Annotated in this window: 16 protein-coding genes; 7 read left to right on the plus strand and 9 right to left on the minus strand. The window is 33.5% G+C overall.

Annotation, left to right across the window (positions count from 1 at the left end):
* Nucleotides 1-15: 15 nt before the first annotated feature.
* The 5 genes from BM024_RS01380 to folE form a co-directional block, all read right to left on the minus strand.
* On the minus strand, nucleotides 16-2,550 hold the full coding sequence (locus BM024_RS01380; RefSeq protein ID WP_090677657.1) for a heavy metal translocating P-type ATPase: 2,535 nt from the start codon (nucleotides 2,548-2,550) through the stop codon (nucleotides 16-18).
* A 524-nt stretch (nucleotides 2,551-3,074) separates the two neighbouring features.
* Nucleotides 3,075-4,004, minus strand: a complete 930-nt coding sequence (gene lgt, locus BM024_RS01385) for a prolipoprotein diacylglyceryl transferase (RefSeq protein WP_090677658.1) — start codon at nucleotides 4,002-4,004, stop codon at nucleotides 3,075-3,077.
* A gap of 159 nt (nucleotides 4,005-4,163) precedes the next feature.
* Nucleotides 4,164-4,415 (minus strand): membrane protein insertion efficiency factor YidD, encoded by a 252-nt coding sequence (yidD, locus tag BM024_RS01390; RefSeq protein WP_090677659.1) that lies wholly within the window; start codon nucleotides 4,413-4,415, stop codon nucleotides 4,164-4,166.
* Between the two features lie 55 nt (nucleotides 4,416-4,470).
* The gene (gene cysS / locus BM024_RS01395) at nucleotides 4,471-5,949 is read right to left on the minus strand and encodes a cysteine--tRNA ligase (RefSeq protein ID WP_090677660.1); all 1,479 of its coding nucleotides are present in this window, start codon (nucleotides 5,947-5,949) and stop codon (nucleotides 4,471-4,473) included.
* Between the two features lie 26 nt (nucleotides 5,950-5,975).
* Nucleotides 5,976-6,647 (minus strand): GTP cyclohydrolase I FolE, encoded by a 672-nt coding sequence (folE, locus tag BM024_RS01400; protein WP_090677661.1) that lies wholly within the window; start codon nucleotides 6,645-6,647, stop codon nucleotides 5,976-5,978.
* A 970-nt stretch (nucleotides 6,648-7,617) separates the two neighbouring features.
* Here folE and ychF point away from each other — a divergent pair.
* The 7 genes from ychF to BM024_RS01435 all read left to right on the plus strand — a co-directional run bounded on the left by ychF (nucleotide 7,618) and on the right by BM024_RS01435 (nucleotide 16,679).
* Entirely contained in the window at nucleotides 7,618-8,712 is a 1,095-nt protein-coding gene (gene ychF / locus BM024_RS01405; protein ID WP_090677662.1) for a redox-regulated ATPase YchF, read from the plus strand.
* A 96-nt stretch (nucleotides 8,713-8,808) separates the two neighbouring features.
* Complete coding sequence (locus BM024_RS01410; RefSeq protein ID WP_090677663.1) at nucleotides 8,809-9,471, plus strand: DUF2459 domain-containing protein; 663 nt, start codon at nucleotides 8,809-8,811, stop codon at nucleotides 9,469-9,471.
* 3 nt (nucleotides 9,472-9,474) lie between these two features.
* Nucleotides 9,475-10,386, plus strand: coding sequence for a YihY/virulence factor BrkB family protein (locus BM024_RS01415; RefSeq protein WP_090677664.1), 912 nt, complete (start codon nucleotides 9,475-9,477; stop codon nucleotides 10,384-10,386).
* 111 nt (nucleotides 10,387-10,497) lie between these two features.
* Nucleotides 10,498-12,354 carry a DNA topoisomerase IV subunit B gene (locus tag BM024_RS01420; protein ID WP_090677665.1) on the plus strand — a complete coding sequence of 619 codons (1,857 nt, stop codon included), beginning with the start codon at nucleotides 10,498-10,500 and terminating at the stop codon, nucleotides 12,352-12,354.
* Between the two features lie 5 nt (nucleotides 12,355-12,359).
* On the plus strand, nucleotides 12,360-15,047 hold the full coding sequence (locus BM024_RS01425) for a DNA gyrase/topoisomerase IV subunit A (RefSeq protein WP_090677776.1): 2,688 nt from the start codon (nucleotides 12,360-12,362) through the stop codon (nucleotides 15,045-15,047).
* Between the two features lie 28 nt (nucleotides 15,048-15,075).
* Complete coding sequence (locus tag BM024_RS01430; RefSeq protein WP_090677666.1) at nucleotides 15,076-15,726, plus strand: CatB-related O-acetyltransferase; 651 nt, start codon at nucleotides 15,076-15,078, stop codon at nucleotides 15,724-15,726.
* Between the two features lie 35 nt (nucleotides 15,727-15,761).
* Nucleotides 15,762-16,679 carry a phospholipase A gene (locus BM024_RS01435; protein WP_090677667.1) on the plus strand — a complete coding sequence of 306 codons (918 nt, stop codon included), beginning with the start codon at nucleotides 15,762-15,764 and terminating at the stop codon, nucleotides 16,677-16,679.
* A gap of 60 nt (nucleotides 16,680-16,739) precedes the next feature.
* Here the strand turns inward: BM024_RS01435 and BM024_RS01440 are convergent, their stop codons facing one another.
* The 4 genes from BM024_RS01440 to BM024_RS01455 form a co-directional block, all read right to left on the minus strand.
* Nucleotides 16,740-17,384 carry an alpha/beta hydrolase gene (locus BM024_RS01440; RefSeq protein ID WP_090677668.1) on the minus strand — a complete coding sequence of 215 codons (645 nt, stop codon included), beginning with the start codon at nucleotides 17,382-17,384 and terminating at the stop codon, nucleotides 16,740-16,742.
* A 6-nt stretch (nucleotides 17,385-17,390) separates the two neighbouring features.
* Nucleotides 17,391-17,735, minus strand: coding sequence for a hypothetical protein (locus BM024_RS01445; protein WP_317039998.1), 345 nt, complete (start codon nucleotides 17,733-17,735; stop codon nucleotides 17,391-17,393).
* Between the two features lie 6 nt (nucleotides 17,736-17,741).
* On the minus strand, nucleotides 17,742-18,992 hold the full coding sequence (locus BM024_RS01450) for a dihydroorotase (protein ID WP_090677669.1): 1,251 nt from the start codon (nucleotides 18,990-18,992) through the stop codon (nucleotides 17,742-17,744).
* A 102-nt stretch (nucleotides 18,993-19,094) separates the two neighbouring features.
* Nucleotides 19,095-19,856: a peptidase associated/transthyretin-like domain-containing protein gene (locus BM024_RS01455; protein ID WP_090677670.1), complete on the minus strand. Its 762-nt coding sequence runs from the start codon at nucleotides 19,854-19,856 to the stop codon at nucleotides 19,095-19,097.
* Nucleotides 19,857-19,880 lie beyond the last annotated feature (24 nt).

The following is a 19,880-nucleotide window of genomic DNA, read 5'->3' on the forward strand; positions in this document are numbered from 1 at the left end:
TAACTTAATCTGAAATTATAGTTTTAGATTTTTCAATCTCAATGAATTTGCAATCACAGAAACAGAGCTAAAACTCATTGCCGCTGCTGCAATCATCGGCGATAAAACAATCCCGAAAAACGGGAACAATACACCTGCTGCGATAGGAATACCTATTACGTTGTAAACAAAAGCAAAGAACAAGTTTTCTTTAATGTTCTTCATAACGGAATGGCTTAATTGTATCGCTTTTGGAATACCTGCTAGGTCTCCTTTTAATAAAGTGATTTCAGAGCTTTCTATAGCAACATCTGTTCCTGTCCCCATAGATATACCTATGTCTGCTTGAGCGAGCGCTGGAGCGTCGTTAATGCCATCTCCGGCCATGGCAACAATCTTTCCTTGTTCTTGAAGTTTTTTAATTTCTTGAAGTTTGTCTTGTGGGAGTGCTGATGCGATAAAATGTTTAATACCTAATTGTTTAGCGACTGCTTCAGCAGTGTTGGCATTATCACCAGTAATCATGACTACATCAATTCCTTTGTCCATCAATGTTTTAATGGCTTTCTTGCTGCTTTCTTTGATTCTATCAAAAAGAACTACATATCCTAATACAGTGTTTCCTTCGGCGATGTAGGAAACAGTTTTACCTTGTTTTTGTTCCAAGGTAACTTCTTGTGTTAATTCATTAGAAATAGTAGCACCGATATCTTTCATTAAAGCAATATTTCCCAATGAAATTTTCTTCTTGTTCACAACACCTTGAATTCCTTTTCCTGTTTGATTGATAAACATTTTTACATCTGTAAGAATGATTTTATCTTCCTTTGATTTAGTTATAAAAGGTTGTGCTAAAGGATGTTCACTACTGTTGTTTAAAGAAGCAGTTAAGTATAGTAAATCACTGCTGTTGTAGTTCTCTACCTTAGATATAATTTTCTCTATGGAAGGTTTTCCTTCTGTTAGTGTACCTGTTTTGTCTGTAATTAAAACATTGATTTTGTTCGCTGTTTCCAATGAAGTAGCGTCTTTAATTAAAATCCCATTTTGAGCTCCTTTTCCAATTCCAACCATAATGGACATTGGAGTAGCTAACCCCAGTGCACATGGACAAGCAATAATTAATACAGCTAAAGCATTTACGAAGGCATAAACAAGTTTTGGATCAGGCCCCATAATTCTCCATGCAAAAAAGGTAATTATCGATACTATAATTACGGTAGGCACAAAGTATTTGGCAACTTTGTCAGCAAGTTTTTGAATTGGAGCACGAGAGCGACTTGCTTGGTTTACCATTTCAATGATTTGAGATAATAGCGTTTCGTCTCCTACTTTTTCAGCTATCATTAAGAAACTGTGATTTCCATTGATGGTTCCAGAAACTACTTTGTCATCTTTTCTTTTGGTAACTGGAATAGGTTCACCTGTAATCATTGATTCATCTATACTGCTTTCTCCATCTATAATACTGCCATCTACCGGTATTTTTTCTCCTGGTTTTACTCTTAATATGTTTCCTTTTACAATAGCTTCAATGGATATGCGTTCTTCTCCGTTGTCTGTAACCAAAGTAGCTTCTGTAGGCGATAGTTTTAAAAGTTCTCGAATAGCAGTATTGGTTCGGCTATGGGCTTTTGCTTCCATAACTTGACCTAACATTACTAAAGTTAGAATTACAGCTACAGATTCAAAATATAAATGGATTCCGTGTTCACCTCTAAAATCATCTGGAAAGATAGAAGGGAAGAAGAGGGCTGCTAAACTGAAAATAAAGCCCGCAGAGGCACCAAGACCAATTAGACTGAACATGTTTAAGTTCCAAGTCTTAAATGATACCCAGGCACGTTTAAAAAAGGTCCATGTAACATAAAGTACAGGAATGCTTAACAATAGTTGCAAATAGTTAGAAATGTTAGGGGATATCCAATGAGAGATAGGATTGCTTGGAATCATTTCTCCCATAGAAAGTATAAAAATTGGAATCGTAAAAGCAATTGCAATTTTCAACTTGTTAAGCATGTCTTTGTAAGTAGTGTCTTCTGGTTCTACAGAAATCGTTTTAGCAATTAAATCCATTCCACACACTGGACAACTACCAGGTTCGTCGTAAGTTTTGTCACCTTCACAAAGCATAGGACAATAATATACAGTTTCGTAAGTCTTAGCGGGCGGTATCTGTTCTAAGTTCATACCGCATACTGGACATCCAACATTGCTGTCATAGATTTTATCACCTTCGCAAAGCATTGGGCAAAAATATTTTCCTGCATGTTCTTTTATGCTGTTTGGTACTTCTGTTTGATGCTTGTCTTCTTCTTTTATTTCAATAGGAGATAATAACTCTTGTTCCCCATTTTTGTTAGTTACAATCTCTTGTAATATATAGTTTCCTTTTTTGAGCAGAGCCATTTGTAAGGTATGCGTGGAAACCTCATGGTGCATATCTAAACTAGCTTGCTCATTTTCTAGGTTTACAATAGCTTTAATTCCATGAATTTCGTTTAGAGCATTCTCTACACTCGTCCTACAGCCATTACAGGTCATTCCGCTAACTTTATATTCTTTTTTCATAGGTTGTGCTATTTGGGTTATTATCTCAAATTTAGAGATTTTAATTTAATTGCTTAATAGGCTGTCTTTGTAATACATACAATATTCTTCATTGTTTTGATGTTTTCTAAAACATTGTCAAATAACTGATAATAAGACGTTTTAGTGATGTAAGTAAAAAAATCAGATGATTAATTATAAGCTTTCTAAATGAGTGTTATCTCTAAATTTCTTCTAAAATGTAATTTCCTTTTAGGAGTAATATTTTTTGAATAACGTCTTTACTTACTTTTTTCTTAAAATGAATTTTCACTTGTTTAGTGCTGTTTCAATAGTGGTTCTTATCCATTACAAGTCATTCTGGTAATCTTGTTTTCTTTAATTATTATGTTATTTGAAGTTGCAATGCAAAACTAAGGTACTTATCACCGATGCTGTTATACAATTACTATGTTCTATTGTATAATTTCAGTTCAACGAGGAGCAAAAAAAAAGGGAGCTACTTATAAAGTAATGCTCCCTAGTATATTTTTTAATTGAGAAACTTATTCTTGAAAAGGTCTTTTTTTAGCCGTAGCTAGTAAAAATACACCTACAATTATGAATGGAATACTCAACCATTGTCCTGTTGTGAACATTCCTAATGCAGATTCGAATCCACCTTGACTTTCTTTAACGTATTCAACTATAAATCTTACCAACCACAATAGGATTAAGAAAACCCCGAAAATATAACCTAAGTTCTTTCGTGCGTCGGTTTTCCAATACATATAGTAAAGAATGATAAAAACAATTACATATCCAAAAGCTTCATATAATTGGGCAGGATGCTTCGGTGAAACAGCCTCTAATAAATATGCAAACTGTGGTTGTGTTGCAATTGCATGATAAGCATCGTTTGCATTTGAAATACCAGTTTCTTGAATAGCTTGATTAGGAGTAAATTTATCTCTAATAAAACGAATCCCCATACTGTTGGAGGTTTCATTACCTACAATTTCAGAATTGAAAAAGTTACCCAATCTTACAAAAACTCCACCAATAGTTACAGGTAGTACAATTCTATCTAATATCCACAAAACAGGTTTGTGAATGATCTTTTTACTGTAATACAACATTACTAGAATGATAGCAATTGCAGCACCGTGACTTGCAAGTCCACTAAAACCAACAATTTCAAATTGAGGACTAAAGCGTACAGGTGAAATTATTTCAAACAAATGATCTTTGTAGTAATCCCAATCATAAAAGAAAACATGTCCTAATCGAGCTCCTATTAAAGTAGCTAATACGGTATAAATAAAAAGTTTATCTAGGTTTTCTACTGTTTCACCTTCGCGATCGTAAATCTTTTTCATGATAAACCAACCGAGTCCAAAAGCAATTACAAACATAAGACTGTAAAAGCGCAAGGTCATAAAACCAAGATTAAACCCTTCGGATGGATTCCATACCATATATAATGATTGTGTCATAAGAATATTGTTAAAGCGTAAATGTAAAAATTTATTCTCTAGGATAAAAGAATGTTCTCTTATTTATATAATCACAAGAACTCAATTTAAAGAATAAGCTCATAGAAAATAAGAAAGTGGTTTACAATTTGTTTTTGCAGCCTCTAATAGGTTATCGGTTCAGGAATGAGTGTTTTTATCCTTTGGAGTAGGGACAGGGTCGTAGCCACTGCCTCCCCATGGATTGCAACTCAAAATTCGTTTCGCACCTAACCAGCTACCTTTAATAAGTCCGTGTGCGCGCAAAGCTTCTAAAGTATAATGGGAACAACTAGGGCTATACCTACAGGTAGGAGGAAAAAAGGGTGATATAGCGATTTGATAAAACCGAATGAGAATAAGAAAAGGAAGTATCACTATTTTTCTAAGCATAAGCTAAGGGGATATAGGAAAAGGGTGTTTCATTTCTAAAACACCCTTTAATATATTATAGAGAGAAGGTGGTACCTTCTTTACCATCTTTTAGTTGAATATCTAGTACAGCTAAACGATCTCGTATTTGATCGGATAAGGCAAAATCTTTATTAGCTCTTGCTTCATTGCGCATATCAATTAGCATCTGAACAACATTTTCTAGTTTGCCATTATTGGCTTTTTCTAGGTTTGCATTTTCAAGACCTAATACATCAAAGATAAATGCTTTCATGGTGTTCTCTAGGATAGAAAGATCTTGTGTTGTGATAAATTCTTTTCCGTCTTTCAAAAGATTGATAATTCGAACCCCTTCAAATAAATGTGCTATTAAAATAGGACTATTAAAATCGTCATTCATTGCATTGTAGCAAGATTGTTTCCACGTTGCTATATCAACAGTAGATGTTGGAGTAGTTTCGATAGTCTGAATACCATCAAATGCTTCCATTAATCTATGAAAACCTTTTTCAGAAGCTAAGATAGCATCATCAGAAAAGTCTAAAATACTACGATAATGGGCTTGTAAAATAAAGAAACGAGCAACACTAGGTGAAAAAGCTTTGCTTAAAATATCGTTTTCACCAGTGAATAATTCTTCAGGTAAAATATTGTTACCCGTAGATTTAGCCATTTTCTTACCGTTTAAAGTAAGCATATTGGCGTGCATCCAGTAGTTAACAGGACTATTGCCAGTACAAGCTTCATTTTGAGCAATCTCGCATTCGTGGTGAGGGAATTTTAAATCCATTCCACCTCCATGTATATCAAAGTGATTACCTAAATATTTTGTGCTCATAGCTGTACACTCTAAATGCCAACCAGGAAAACCCTCTCCCCAAGGTGAAGGCCAACGCATAATGTGTTGTGGTTCGGCATTTTTCCAAAGCGCAAAATCCAATGGATTGCGTTTGTCTGATTGTCCATCTAGATCACGTGTATTGGAAATCATATCTTCAATCTTGCGACCACTTAAAATACCGTAGTCGTGTGATTGATTGTATTTCTCTACATCGAAATAAACAGAACCATTCACTTCATAACCGTAGCCATTTCGAATGATTTCTTGTATGATTTCAATTTGTTCAATGATATGTCCGGTTGCCGTTGGTTCAATGCTTGGAGGAATGTTGTTGAACTGTTTAAGAATGTTGTGAAAGTTAATGGTGTATTTCTGCACCACTTCCATAGGTTCAATCTGTTCAATACGAGCCTTTTTAGCAATTTTATCTTCTCCTTCATCTGCATCGTCTACAATGTGACCAACATCGGTAATATTTCGAACATAGCGAACTTGAAATCCAAGATGTTTTAAATAGCGATATATTAAATCAAAAGAAATAAAGGTGCGACAATTTCCAAGATGCACAAAGTTGTAAACCGTTGGTCCACAAACATACATTCCCACTTTTCCTTCGTGTATGGGTTTGAAAATCTCCTTTTCTCCTGATAAGGAATTATAAAGTTTAATTTGCTGATCTTGATATAATGCCATGAATATATTGCTGTTTTAATTCAACATTAGAATTCTGTGTTCAATTTAATATAGTCTAATAGTTCTCTGCGAACTTTTTCTTCCTTAAATTTTCCTCCAAACTCAGAAGTAACAGTGCTACTTTCGATATCACGAATACCTCTAGAGTTCACACAAAGGTGTTTTGCATCGATAACACAAGCAACATCATCTGTGTTTAGGACTCTTTGAAGCTCTCTAACGATTTGTATAGTCAAACGCTCTTGAACCTGTGGTCTTTTTGCGTAATAATCTACAATTCGGTTCATTTTAGAAAGACCTACTACTTTACCATTTGAAATGTAGGCAACATGAGCACGACCAATGATTGGAAGTAAGTGGTGTTCACAAGTAGAATAAACCACTATGTTTTTCTCCACTAACATCTCTCCGTATTTGTAGTTATTTTCAAAAGTAGAAGCAGAAGGTTTTTTAGAAGGGTTTAAACCTCCAAAAATCTCCTTTACAAACATTTTAGCAACGCGATTAGGGGTCCCTTTCATACTGTCATCAGTAAGGTCCATTCCTAAAGTGGTTAAAATATTCTCTACATCTTTTCTAATTAAAGCAATTTTTTCATCATCTGCTATGTCAAATGCATCCTTTCTTAAAGGTGTGAACTCGCTAGAAGCGATGTGATTATCTCCGATATCTTCGTGAAGTAAGTCTTCTTGATTCATCTTTTTTATTTAGATTACGTATTGTTTTATTTCGCCACAAATATAGTTAATTTATGTGATTAAGACCTTTAGAAATAAAGTTAATAGGCAGTTAAGGGAGTAGTGTAGGGATTTTGATGATTTGTATATGCGTGAATTTAATGATTCGAAAATACGCTAAGAAGTAAATTCATGAATTTGTCAAGAATGTAATAGTATTAAGTAGTTAAAATCATCCAGATGAATAATGTTACTAGAAAGATTTGTTACATGAAAATTATAGATATTAATAGTATGTATCTATTAAGGAAGCGATAGATTACAGGTTAGTCATTATGTGATTATATTTAGACAGCTTTTTTTATTATGTCTGGGTTCTTTTTAGATTTCCTTCGGGTCTTGTTTGGGTCTTGTTCGGAAAACAGCTCTCAAACCCAAGTAAATACTATGAATATCCGAACAACATCCGAACAAATCCATATTGAGTATTTGTAAATGTTTGATTTTTAAATTATTGTATTTTTAAATAAATCAAGATTGATCATAATTGATCAAAATAATCATATTCGAAGTATATGGATTAAAATCTTTCATATTATTATGTCTTGTTAAGAAAGTCATAGCTCTTCGGATTAACTCCTAGTCTCCCTACTAGTTGTAAGGGTGTTGCTAGCGGTGTGTAATTGTAAAGCAAGTGGAGTGGAAGTGGGATTTAAAGGTTAGTAAATGGGGTATATGTCGGTTGCATCTAGGATTGGTAATATGTATTACTAAAGGGTAAGTGTTTTGAATAGGATGTAGTTTTAAAAGTGATTGAGACCTCAATGTTCGGAGCTAGAATTTTGTATTATTAGCAGAGAAAATATATTGAAAGAGATACTTAATGATTAGAAAGTAGAGTATAAATAACTATAAAACGAAAAGAGGAAACTTCTATTATTTTCAATATATTTGCAACCATTATATTAATAAGAAATATAGCTAATAAATTATGAAAGCAGGAATTGTAGGATTACCTAATGTAGGAAAATCGACTTTATTTAATTGTTTGTCGAATGCCAAAGCGCAAAGTGCTAATTTTCCATTTTGTACTATTGAACCTAACATTGGTGTTGTAAACGTTCCGGATACTCGCCTTGAAAAATTGGAGGAATTAGTGAATCCTGAGCGTGTTTTACCTGCTACAGTAGAGATTGTTGATATTGCTGGTTTGGTTAAAGGTGCTAGTAAAGGAGAGGGGCTTGGAAATCAATTTTTAGGTAATATTAGAGAGTGTAATGCCATTATTCATGTATTGCGTTGTTTTGATAATGATAATATAGTTCACGTTGATGGTAATGTGAATCCTATTAGAGATAAAGAAACGATTGACATCGAATTGCAATTGAAAGATTTAGATACAGTTGAAAAACGTCTAGATAAAGTAAAAAAAGCTGCAAAGACAGGTAACAAGGAAGCACAATTGGAAGCAGCTTTATTAGAGCGTATCCATGCTTGTCTAATGCAAGGTAAGTCTGCTCGTATTATTGAAGCTCAAAACCAAGACGAGGAAGAGTTATTGGAAGCTTTTCAATTAATTACTTCTAAACCAGTGTTATATGTTTGTAATGTTGATGAAGATGCTGCTGTTAATGGAAATGCTTATGTTGAACAAGTAAAAGAGCTTGTAAAAGATGAGGATGCAGAGGTTATTGTTTTGGCAGTTGGAACAGAGGCTGATATTACAGAATTAGAAACGTATGAAGAACGCCAAATGTTTTTAGAAGATATGGGGCTTAGTGAACCGGGTGTTTCTAAATTGATCCGTTCTGCTTATAAATTGTTGGATTTACAAACGTATTTTACAGCTGGTGTTAAAGAGGTTCGTGCGTGGACTATCAAGGTTGGTGATACTGCTCCTCAGGCAGCAGGTGTTATTCACTCTGACTTTGAAAAAGGTTTTATTAGAGCTGAAGTAATTGCTTATGATGATTTTGTAAGTTACGGTTCCGAAGCTAAAGTTAAAGAAGCTGGAAAACTGCGAGTTGAAGGAAAAGAATATATTGTTAAGGATGGAGATGTTATGCATTTTAGATTTAATGTATAATTAATAGTAAGTTCTATTAAACAATAAATTAAAGAGAAGTGTTTGCTTCTCTTTTTTTATTTTCTTTTATTTTTGTTTCACCTAGTATGCTTTGCGATGAAGAAATTATTTTCCGGTATGCGAATTGCTTTATTAAGTCTAATAGCTATTCTTTTGAGCTATGTTGGAGTTTTTTGGATTACCTCCTTAATTGGGATTAATGAATCGACTGTGTTTGAAAGTGATGATACGGTTTCAATATATCTTTCAACTAATGGGGTTCATACAGATTTTATTGTTCCAATGGTTAACAAACATACAGATTGGCAAGATTTGTTAGGATTGGATTCAAATAAAGGAGGATGGGTAGCTATTGGTTGGGGCGATAGAGGTTTTTATCTCAATACACCTGAATGGAAGGATTTAAAGTTTAAAACTGCTTTTGAAGCTATTAGTGGTTTAGGATCTACGGCTTTACATATAACGCAAATGAAGACAGTTACTGTGGATAGAGATTGTGTTCATGTAAGGATGAATAGTGTTGATTATCAGTTATTAGTAGATTATATTCATAAGTATTTTATACTTGATAGTAATGATAAAGGAATTTTAATAAAGTCTTCAGGTTACGGATTAAATGACTATTTTTATGAAGCGAAAGGGAGCTATAGTGCGTTTTATACTTGTAATACTTGGATTAATCAAGGATTAAAATTTGCGAATCAAAAAGCTGCTTTTTGGACTTTGACTGACACTGGAATTTTAAGACATTACCGTTAAAATATGAACAAACAGACGATTAACAAGATACTGACTTTATTTAAAAATTCGGTGATGGACTTTATGGATGATAATGCAATGAAGTTTAGTGCTGCTTTGTCTTATTATACCATTTTTGCTCTTCCTCCATTAATAATTCTTATTATCTCTTTGAGTGGCTTTTTCTTTGAACAAAAGGAAGTGTCGGATTATTTTTATTCTCAAATCACTGATTTAATAGGGGAGAATACGGCTATTGAATTGCAGGCGGCTATGGAGAAGGTTACGGTTAATAGAGAGGGAATTTTACCTACTGTAATTGGAGTAGGTTTTTTGCTGTTTAGTGCTTCTGGGGTTTTTGCAGAAATTCAGAGTTCTATAAATTATATGTGGGGTTTTGCAGCAAGACCTAACAAAAGTATTATTCGTTTGGTGAAAAATAGATTATTGTCATTTGCAATGATTGCTTCTGTAGGATTTGTTCTTCTAGTTAGTTTGATGTTGAATTCTATTGTTAGCTTATTTTATAATTACTTAGCTTCATTTTTTGCTGAAGAAACACTTCATTTAGTTAATATTCTAAATAATATATTGGTTTTTAGTATTATAACTTTATTGTTTGCATTGATATTTAAAACATTACCTAATGGTAAGATTCGTTGGAAAGATACTTTTGTTGGAGCAGCTTTCACAGCTATATTGTTTATGATAGGCAAATTTGGAATTGGTTTGTATTTGGGAACTACGGCTCAATCGTCTTTATATGGAGCGGCCGGTTCTATTATAATCATGTTGATTTGGGTGTACTATTCGGCTATGATTCTTTATTTTGGTGCTGAATTTACTAAGAATTATGCCTTGTTGTATGGAGAGAAAATTAAACCAGGAGACTATTCCGTTGAAATTGAGAAATACGTGATTAAATCAACCAAATAATCCTTTTAAGTTCGTTTGTTCTTTCATTTTAAGAGAGAGGGACTAATTTTATTATTTGTTTAAAAATGCTTAATTTAGCAGAAACTACCTTATTATACCTTATTTTTATTTATGCAAGATCAAATTCAATATACCGAAGATAATATACGCTCTTTAGATTGGAAGGAACATATTCGGATGCGTCCAGGAATGTATATCGGAAAATTAGGAGATGGTTCATCACCTGATGATGGTATTTATATTCTGATTAAGGAGGTTTTAGATAATAGTATTGATGAGTTTGTAATGGGCTCAGGAAGAACTATAGAGGTTACTCTTAAAGATAAGGTTGTCACTGTTCGTGATTATGGACGTGGTATTCCATTGGGTAAAGTGGTAGATGTGGTTTCTAAAATGAATACAGGTGGTAAATATGACTCAAAAGCTTTTAAGAAATCAGTTGGATTAAATGGTGTTGGTACTAAAGCTGTCAATGCATTATCTTCTTTTTTTAGGGTAGAGTCTGTTCGTGATAATCAACAAAAGGCAGCTGAATTTAGTGGTGGTAACCTGGTGGTTGAGGAAGAGGTTATTGAAACCACAAAACGCAAAGGAACAAAGGTTTCTTTTATAGCTGATGAAACCATTTTTAAAAATTATAAATACAGGAAGGAATATATAGAGCGTATGCTCAAAAATTACTGTTACTTGAATACGGGACTTACTATTCTTTTTAATGGTGAGAAATTTTATTCAGATAATGGTTTAAAGGATTTATTAGAAGAAAACATAGATGCAGATGATATGTTGTATCCAATCATTCATTTGCGAGGGAATGATATAGAGATTGCAATTACTCATAGTCGTACTCAGTATTCTGAAGAATATTATTCTTTTGTGAATGGACAAAACACAACTCAAGGAGGGACGCATTTAGTAGCTTTTAGGGAGGGTATTGTTCGTACAATAAAAGAGTTTTACAATAAAAACTTTGATGCATCTGACGTTCGAAAATCTATCGTAGCTGCGATTTCGATAAAAGTTGAAGAACCTGTCTTTGAATCTCAAACAAAAACGAAATTGGGTTCAACAGATATGGGACCTGAATTAACGACTGTTAGAACATTTGTTAATGATTTTATTAAAACACAGTTAGATAATTATTTGCATAAAAATACTGAAGTAGCGGAGACTTTGTTACGCAGGATTCTTCAAGCAGAGAGAGAGCGTAAAGAACTTTCAGGTATTCGTAAGATTGCAAGGGATCGCGCTAAGAAAGCAAGTCTTCACAATAAAAAGCTTCGCGATTGTAGAGTACATTTAGCTGATATTAAAAATCCACGTTATTTGGAAAGTACTTTGTTTATTACGGAAGGGGATTCTGCTTCTGGTTCAATTACGAAATCTAGAGATGTTAATACACAAGCTGTGTTTAGTTTAAGGGGTAAACCTTTAAACTCCTATGGTATGACGAAGAAGATTGTTTACGAGAACGAGGAGTTTAACTTACTACAAGCTGCTTTAAATATTGAAGAGAGTATGGGAGATTTGCGTTATAACAATATTGTTATAGCAACGGATGCCGATGTAGATGGTATGCATATTCGCTTGTTGTTGATTACATTCTTCTTACAGTTTTTTCCTGAATTAATTAAAGAAGGACATCTGTATATTTTGCAAACACCTTTATTCCGTGTAAGGAATAAAAAAGAAACGATATACTGCTATAGTGAAGAGGAACGTATAGCAGCTATTGAGAAATTAAAACCAAAACCTGAAATTACTCGATTCAAAGGTTTGGGGGAGATTTCTCCTGATGAGTTTAAGTACTTTATAGGTGAGGATATCCGATTAGATCCTGTTATGCTTGATAAGACTATTTCTATCGATAAAATGTTAGAATTCTATATGGGTAAAAACACACCAGATAGACAAGAGTTTATCATTGATAATTTGAAAGTTGAACTAGACGTAGTAGAAGATTTATAAAAATGATGAACGAAGATAATAAGGATTTAAATCCTATTGACAATAACGATAATCAAGATACTAATTTGAATGAACTGTCTGTAAACGAAACTCCTGAAGGAGTTGAAATTCCAGAGACTATTACAAAAGTAACAGGAATGTATAAAGAGTGGTTTCTCGATTATGCTTCTTATGTTATTTTAGAGCGTGCTGTTCCTGCTATTGAAGATGGTTTTAAGCCAGTTCAGCGTAGAATTATGCACTCGATGAAAGAATTGGATGATGGTCGCTATAATAAGGTAGCGAACGTAGTAGGTCATACGATGCAATATCATCCGCACGGTGATGCGAGTATTGGAGATGCTATGGTTCAAATCGGTCAAAAGGATTTATTAATTGATACACAAGGTAACTGGGGTAATATTTTAACAGGTGATGGTGCAGCGGCTTCGCGTTATATTGAAGCTAGGTTAAGCAAGTTTGCACTTGATGTATTGTATTCTCCAAAGATTACAAGCTGGCAATCTTCTTATGATGGGAGAAGAAATGAACCAGTTAATTTACCTGTAAAGTTTCCATTATTATTAGCTCAAGGTGGTGAGGGAATTGCTGTTGGTTTATCTACTAAGATATTGCCTCATAACTTTAATGAGTTGATCGATGCATCTATAAAAATCATGAAAGGGAAACCTTTTGTATTGTATCCGGATTTTCCTACTCAAGGAATTGCTGATGTTTCTAATTATAATGAAGGATTGCGTGGTGGACGTGTTCGAGTTCGTGCGCGAATCTCTCAATTGGATAAGAATACTCTTGTGATTACACAAATTCCTTTCTCAACTAATACTACTTCGCTTATTGAAAGTATTTTAAAAGCGAATGAGAAAGGTAAAATCAAGATTAAAAAGATTGAGGATAATACAGCAGCTGATGTTGAAATTTTAGTGCATTTACCTCCAGGTGTTTCTCCTGACAAAACGATTGATGCTTTGTACGCCTTTACAGGCTGTGAAACTTCTATTGCTCCATTAGGTTGTGTAATTCGTGATAATAAACCTTTGTTTATTGGAGTTTCTGATATGCTTAAAATTTCTACTAATCAAACAGTGGAATTATTGCGTAAAGAACTTGAGATAGAATTAGGTGAATTAGAAGAACAATGGCACTTCTTATCTTTGGAACGTATCTTTATTGAAAAGAGAATTTATCGTTTGATTGAGGAAGAGGAAACATGGGAAGGGGTTCTAAATGCTATTGATGAAGGATTGAAGCCTTATATAGGTCATTTGAAGAGAGCAGTTAGTCAAGATGATTTAGCTCGTTTGACTGAAATCAAAATTAAAAGAATTTCAAAATTCGATATTGACAAGGCAAATCAAAAAATTGAAGATTTGGAAGGGGCTATCGAACAAGTTAAATACCACCTTTTACATTTGATAGATTTTGCTATTGCTTATTTTACTAAGTTAAAAGAAAAATATGGTAAGGGTAGAGAGCGCCAAACTGAGATACGTAGTTTTGATACAATAGAGGCTACTAAAGTTGTATTGAGAAACACAAAGCTGTATGTAAATAGAGCAGAAGGGTTTATAGGTACTGGTTTACGAAAAGATGAATATGTTGCTGATTGTTCTGATATTGATGATGTAATTGTGTTCTTGCGTGATGGTAGTATGATTATCACTAAAGTTGATGAAAAGAAATTCGTAGGTAAAGATATTATACATATTGCTATATTTAATAAGAATGACAACAGAACGATTTACAACGTTATTTATAGAGATGGAAAATCCGGTTCTTCTTATGTAAAACGCTTTAATGTTGCTGGTGTAACTCGTGATAAGGTATATCCAATTACACAGGATAAACCAGGTTCTCAGATTTTATATTTCTCTTGTAATCCAAATGGAGAGGCGGAGGTAGTTACTATCTTGTTGCGCTTGATTAGTAGTGTTAAAAAGTTGAAGTTTGATTTAGATTTTGCAGACTTACTGATTAAAGGACGTGGTGTTAAAGGTAATTTAGTTACTAAATATGGAATTAAAAAGATTGAATTAAAAGAGAAAGGGATTTCTACATTGCGGCCACGTAAGATTTGGTTTGATGATACGGTTCATCGCTTAAATGTGGACGGTAGAGGCTCTTTGTTAGGAGAGTTTAAGGCTAATGATAGATTGTTGATTATTACGCAATCGGGTAAAGTAAAAACGATTGTTCCAGAGCTTACTAGTCATTTTGATGAGGATATGATTGTGTTAGAGAAATGGAAACCAGAGAAACCTATTTCTGTAATCTATTACGATGGAGAAAAGGAGCGTTATTATATCAAGCGTTTTTTGGTTGAGAATGAAAGTAAAGAAGAGTTGTTTATTTCTGATCATGAGAAGTCTAAATTAGAAGTTGTTTCTACGGATTATTTACCACGTGTAGAAGTTGTTTTTTCTAAGGTAAAAGGTATTCAGAAAGAGAGTTTAGAGGTTAATGTTGAGCAGTTTATATCTGTTAAAGGAATTAAAGCTTTAGGTAATCAATTGACGAGTGATAAGGTAAAACAAGTAAATGTTTTAGAGTCTTTTCCTTATGAAGAAGAAGAGGTTCAGGAAACATCTGAAGTGGTTTTAGATGATTTGAATCCAGATTTATTTAATGTGGAGAACGACGGACAAGTTTCTATTTCTTTGGATGAAACGGAAGAAAAAAAGGAAGAAGAATAAGATATAATTGAGCTAGTATAGTTGCACATTGAATATAGAAGGAGAAAAACATTGGTCTAAAGTAGAAAAGCTTCACGAAACAGTAAAAAATCCCAACATTCATATTAAAGGGACTAAGAGTTATTATAGTGATGCATGGACTGGCTCTTTTGAAGAATCAGTGGTTCGTTATCTATATGGAGATTCGTATAGTCTTAAAAACTGGGAACCTATTTGGGAGTTAGATCAATTATATATTGGAAACTTCGTTTGTATAGGTGCGGAAGTGATAATTCTCATGGGAGGCAATAATACTCATCGAATGGATTGGTTTAGTTTATATCCTTTTAAAGAATCTATTGTTGAATCTTATCAACAGAAGGGTGATACTATTATAGATGATGGTGCTTGGTTGGGTATTCGTTCTGTTATTATGCCTGGTGTTACTATTGGTGAAGGTGCTGTTGTTGCGGCAGGTTCTATTGTTACTAAAAATGTTCCTGCTTATTCTATAGTTGGTGGAAATCCTGCAAAAGTTATCGGCTCCCGATTTGAAGACGATATAATTAAAAGGTTAATCAATTTGAAGATATATGATCTATCAGAAGAAAACTTACTTGCTTTACAGCCCTATCTTAGCTCTAATGATTTGAACGAATTATTTAGACAAGTAGAAGTGTATAAAGCTGAAAAAGATTAACTTTAGGAAACTATAACTGACTTAATTCAATTGCTATGAAGCTAAGTAGTATTATTTTCATTTGGGGAATGCTTTTGTGTTCCTCCTTAAATTTGTTTGCACAACAGACTGATTTTAAAAATTTCGAAACTCGGGAGAGTACACTAGATGAACGTTGGGAGTTGACTTCTGAAAGTAGTCAAGGAACTTTTGTAGTGGTTCCTTATAAACCAATCTATATTTTGCCAGGGCGATGGTCTAATCGTCCAAATAAACTTCCTACGAGTTTAAATCCTGATAATGTTGCAAAAATCCCAAATGATTACAATAATTTTGAAGCTCGTTTTCAATTGAGTATTAAAACAAAAATAACTTCTGGATTGTTATTTGGAAAAGGAGATATATGGTTAGGATTTACTCAAACTGCAAATTGGCAGGTTTTTAACGAAAAACTCTCAAGGCCATTTAGAGAGTTGAATTATGAACCCGAAGTTATTTTCAACTACCCTTTACCTTCAGATGCAAGTATTTTTGGATTAAAACCTAAGATGGTGGGTTTAGCTTTAAATCATCAATCTAATGGTAAGAGCTTACCTTACTCTAGAAGTTGGAACAGGGTCGTTTTTCATGCTGCTTTTGAATATAGGGATTTGAGTTTTACAATTCGCCCATGGATTCGATTTTCTGAGAAATTTGATACGGATGATAATCCACAAATCGGAAATTATATTGGTGTAGGGGATGCAACTTTTGTTTACACTCACAAGGAACAAGTTTTTAGTTTATTGGTACGTAGTAATATGCGCTTAAATAATCGATTTAAAGGCTATGCTGATTTCACATGGTCTTATCCTATAAAAGGAAATTTAAAAGCGATTCTACAGGTTACACATGGTTATGGAGAAACCTTGATTGATTATAACTATAAGCAGACTACTGTTGGACTTGGAGTTTCACTTATTGAGTGGTTGTAAAACAATGAGTTTGAAGTATAAAAAAAGCTGAAATCATACTAAGATTCCAGCTTCTTTATTTTATTTCTCTAAAAAGGTTTTTAAATCTTTGAAGTTTAATGGATGTACTCCATGCCCTACGGGGTATTCATTAAATTTATTTACTATTTTTAATTTATTCAAAATCTCTGGAGTTTTTCTCGCCCATTCAATTGGAATGACTTGATCAACGGTTCCGTGAGATGCAAAGAAGCTGATTTTTTCAAAGTTATTCTCCTTAAAGTTAGGTACTAGTATGTTTTCATTGAAATAACCGCTTAAAGCCACTACTTTTTTTATTTTCTCAGGATATGAGAGTGCTACAGCATAACTAAGAATTGCTCCTTGGCTAAATCCTATAAGATTCACTTGTGTAGGGTCAATAGGATATTTTGAAAGAAGGTTATCTATAAAGTGAACAATTTTTTCTCTTGATTCTATTGCTTCATTGTCGTCTGAGAATTTATTTTGATTTGCATCAAAGTTTATTGCATACCATGCATATCCATACGGAGGTACGGTATAGGGAGCTCTAACAGAAACAATATACGCTTCGTTTGAAAGTTCTGGAGCGAAAGAGAATAAATCCTCTTCATTGCTTCCATATCCGTGTAATAAAAGGATTAGTGGATGTTTATCTTTCTTAATTGTGGGTTCTTGAACTAAATAATATAAATTGTTTTCCATTTTAAACTAAACTGATACATTTTTAAACCATTTCTGAAATGATGCTCCTAGAATAGGAACTTCTTTTATCTCTCCTGAAACCGCTCCTAAAAAGCTGTATAGCCAAAGTATGAATGCACATACGAAGAAAGAGCCTGAGATCATCCAACTATCAAAATAACCTACGAAATAAGCTAATACATAAAACAGTAAGTGTACCCCTAAGGTTTGTTTGATATAATAACCAGCAAATTTATCTTTGGGCTCCATATTCATAAACATTGCTATAAGACAGCCTATAATTGTGAAATGAGCGACTAACGCAATCTTCTTACCTTCGTTCATTCCTTTTTCATTCAATGGGTTATTCACGATGTGTTATTTTAAAATTAGTTGTGATTGATTGTAGATTCCATAAACATGACCTTTTAATTCAAGGTTTAGGAATGCTGAGTTTTTAGATTTAGAAAGGATATGCTCTTTTGTGAAAATATAACTACCTTTTGGATTGAAAAGTGATAGGTCTGCTTTTTCACCTATTTCAATTGAAGTGTTTTTAACTTTGAAAATATTTTTAGCTGATGTTAGTTTGTCGATAATGACTTCTAATGGCAGTACTGTTAATAGAGCTCCAAAGGCAGATTCTAGTCCAATTGTTCCTGATGTAGCGTTGTCAAATTCTAATTTCTTATGTTCTATATCAAGAGGATTGTGGTCTGTAGTGATACAGTCAATAGTGCCATCCTCGATTCCTTTTATTAAAGCCTTTCGATGGTTGTCATCACGTAGGGGAGGAGATACTCTAAATCTTGTATCAAAGTCACTAAGAACCTCGTCGTTTAGTACCAATTGATGTACTGAGACACTACATGTGATGTTTAGTTTTTTTTGCTTAGCTTGTCGTATAAGTTCTACAGATTTTGCAGTAGAAATTGTTGGAATGTGTAGTTTACCTCCAGTATATTCAAGTAAATATAAATTACGTGCTATTTCTATTTCTTCCGCTAATGCCGGTATTCCTTTTAACCCCAATCGAGTACTCATTATCCCTTCATGTGCAACTCCGTTTCCTTTAATGTCTTTGTTTTCGGAATAAGCGATTACTAGTCCATCAAAGTCTTGAACGTATTGCAAACCCACTTTTAATACATTAGGATTTTTTATTGATTGGTTGTAATCTCCGAAGGCAATTGCTCCAGCATTACTCATATCGAATAATTCTGCCAAATCTAAACCTTCTGATTTCTTTGTTAATGATCCTATTGGGTATAGTTCAGTGGCTGATCCATATGCTTTTTGTTTTGTGAAGCTTATGAAACTTTGAGAATCTATAATTGGTTGTGTATTTGGTTGTAGTGCTATTTGTGAAAAACCACTTTTTGCAGCGACATTTAGTCCATTTACAATAGTTTCTCTTTCTTCATAACCTGGTTCTCCTAAATTGACAGAAGAATCCATCCAACCTCTAGATACGTGAAGGTTTTCTAAATGATATGGTGTACTGTTAGCTTCTGTAATATTGTTTGCTATTTGAGTGATAACTCCTTGCTCAATATGTATGTCTACTATTTGATTGTGGAATTGACTTTTTGGGTCTATAACTTTTGCAGCTTTTAAAATGATGTTCATTTTACGGAAAGGATTACTGGTGAGTATATATTCTATTTGCGCAAAAATAATGCTATTTTCAAACTAAATGAATTAATTTAATGCAAACATTTTTAAAGGTGTTTACTTTTGATTACCCCTGTTTTGATTTGCCATTATCTTTGACTGTTCATAACATTCGTTAAGTGCTTGGTATACCTGAAAATCAGTAGCTGTGTATATAAATCGATCAGTATGGTTACAATTTTCTAGAGTTTTTACGATATCTTGTCTAGTTATTCCAAGAAGTCCACATACTGTTTCTCTGTCGTAACGAGTTTGTAATAAAGCCAACATGTTTTGGTCTTCTTTTACTGCTTCTAGTTTTTTTAGATTTTTGCTTTTCCCTTTGAATATGTTATAGACAACATCAACTGGGCTAAAGTAAGAACCAATGGAGGGGTTACTGTAATATCCCAATGTCCCTTTTCCCTTATTGAAATTATAATTCATGCGATTTTCAAGTTCTATAAGTTTGGTATCGGATTCTAAATATCCTGTTAACTCATATTTCTTGATAATAATTTCGTCTAGGGTATAGGCTTGTTCCGTAAGGTAAATTTTTACGTTTTCATCTTTAAGCCAATCGTTGGTGACTTTTAGTTTGATGGCTAAATAACCAGGATATGAAAAGTGTATAGAATCGTTTAGACTGGCTTCAATTTCGAAGCTTCCATCAAGTCGACTGACGGCACCTTTTACTTTGGATAGGTTAATGACATTGACGTCATCTACTGGTAAAAAAGATATATCATTGTAGATAACTCCTTTAACTACTTGTTTTTCTTGCGCATTACTAGTTAAAACGCAAAATAGTGTCAATAAAAAAACTGTAAAATATCTCATAGGTTATTAGAATGCTCTAATGTA

Source organism: Myroides guanonis (assembly GCF_900114085.1).
Taxonomy (GTDB): Bacteria; Bacteroidota; Bacteroidia; order Flavobacteriales; family Flavobacteriaceae; genus Flavobacterium; species Flavobacterium guanonis.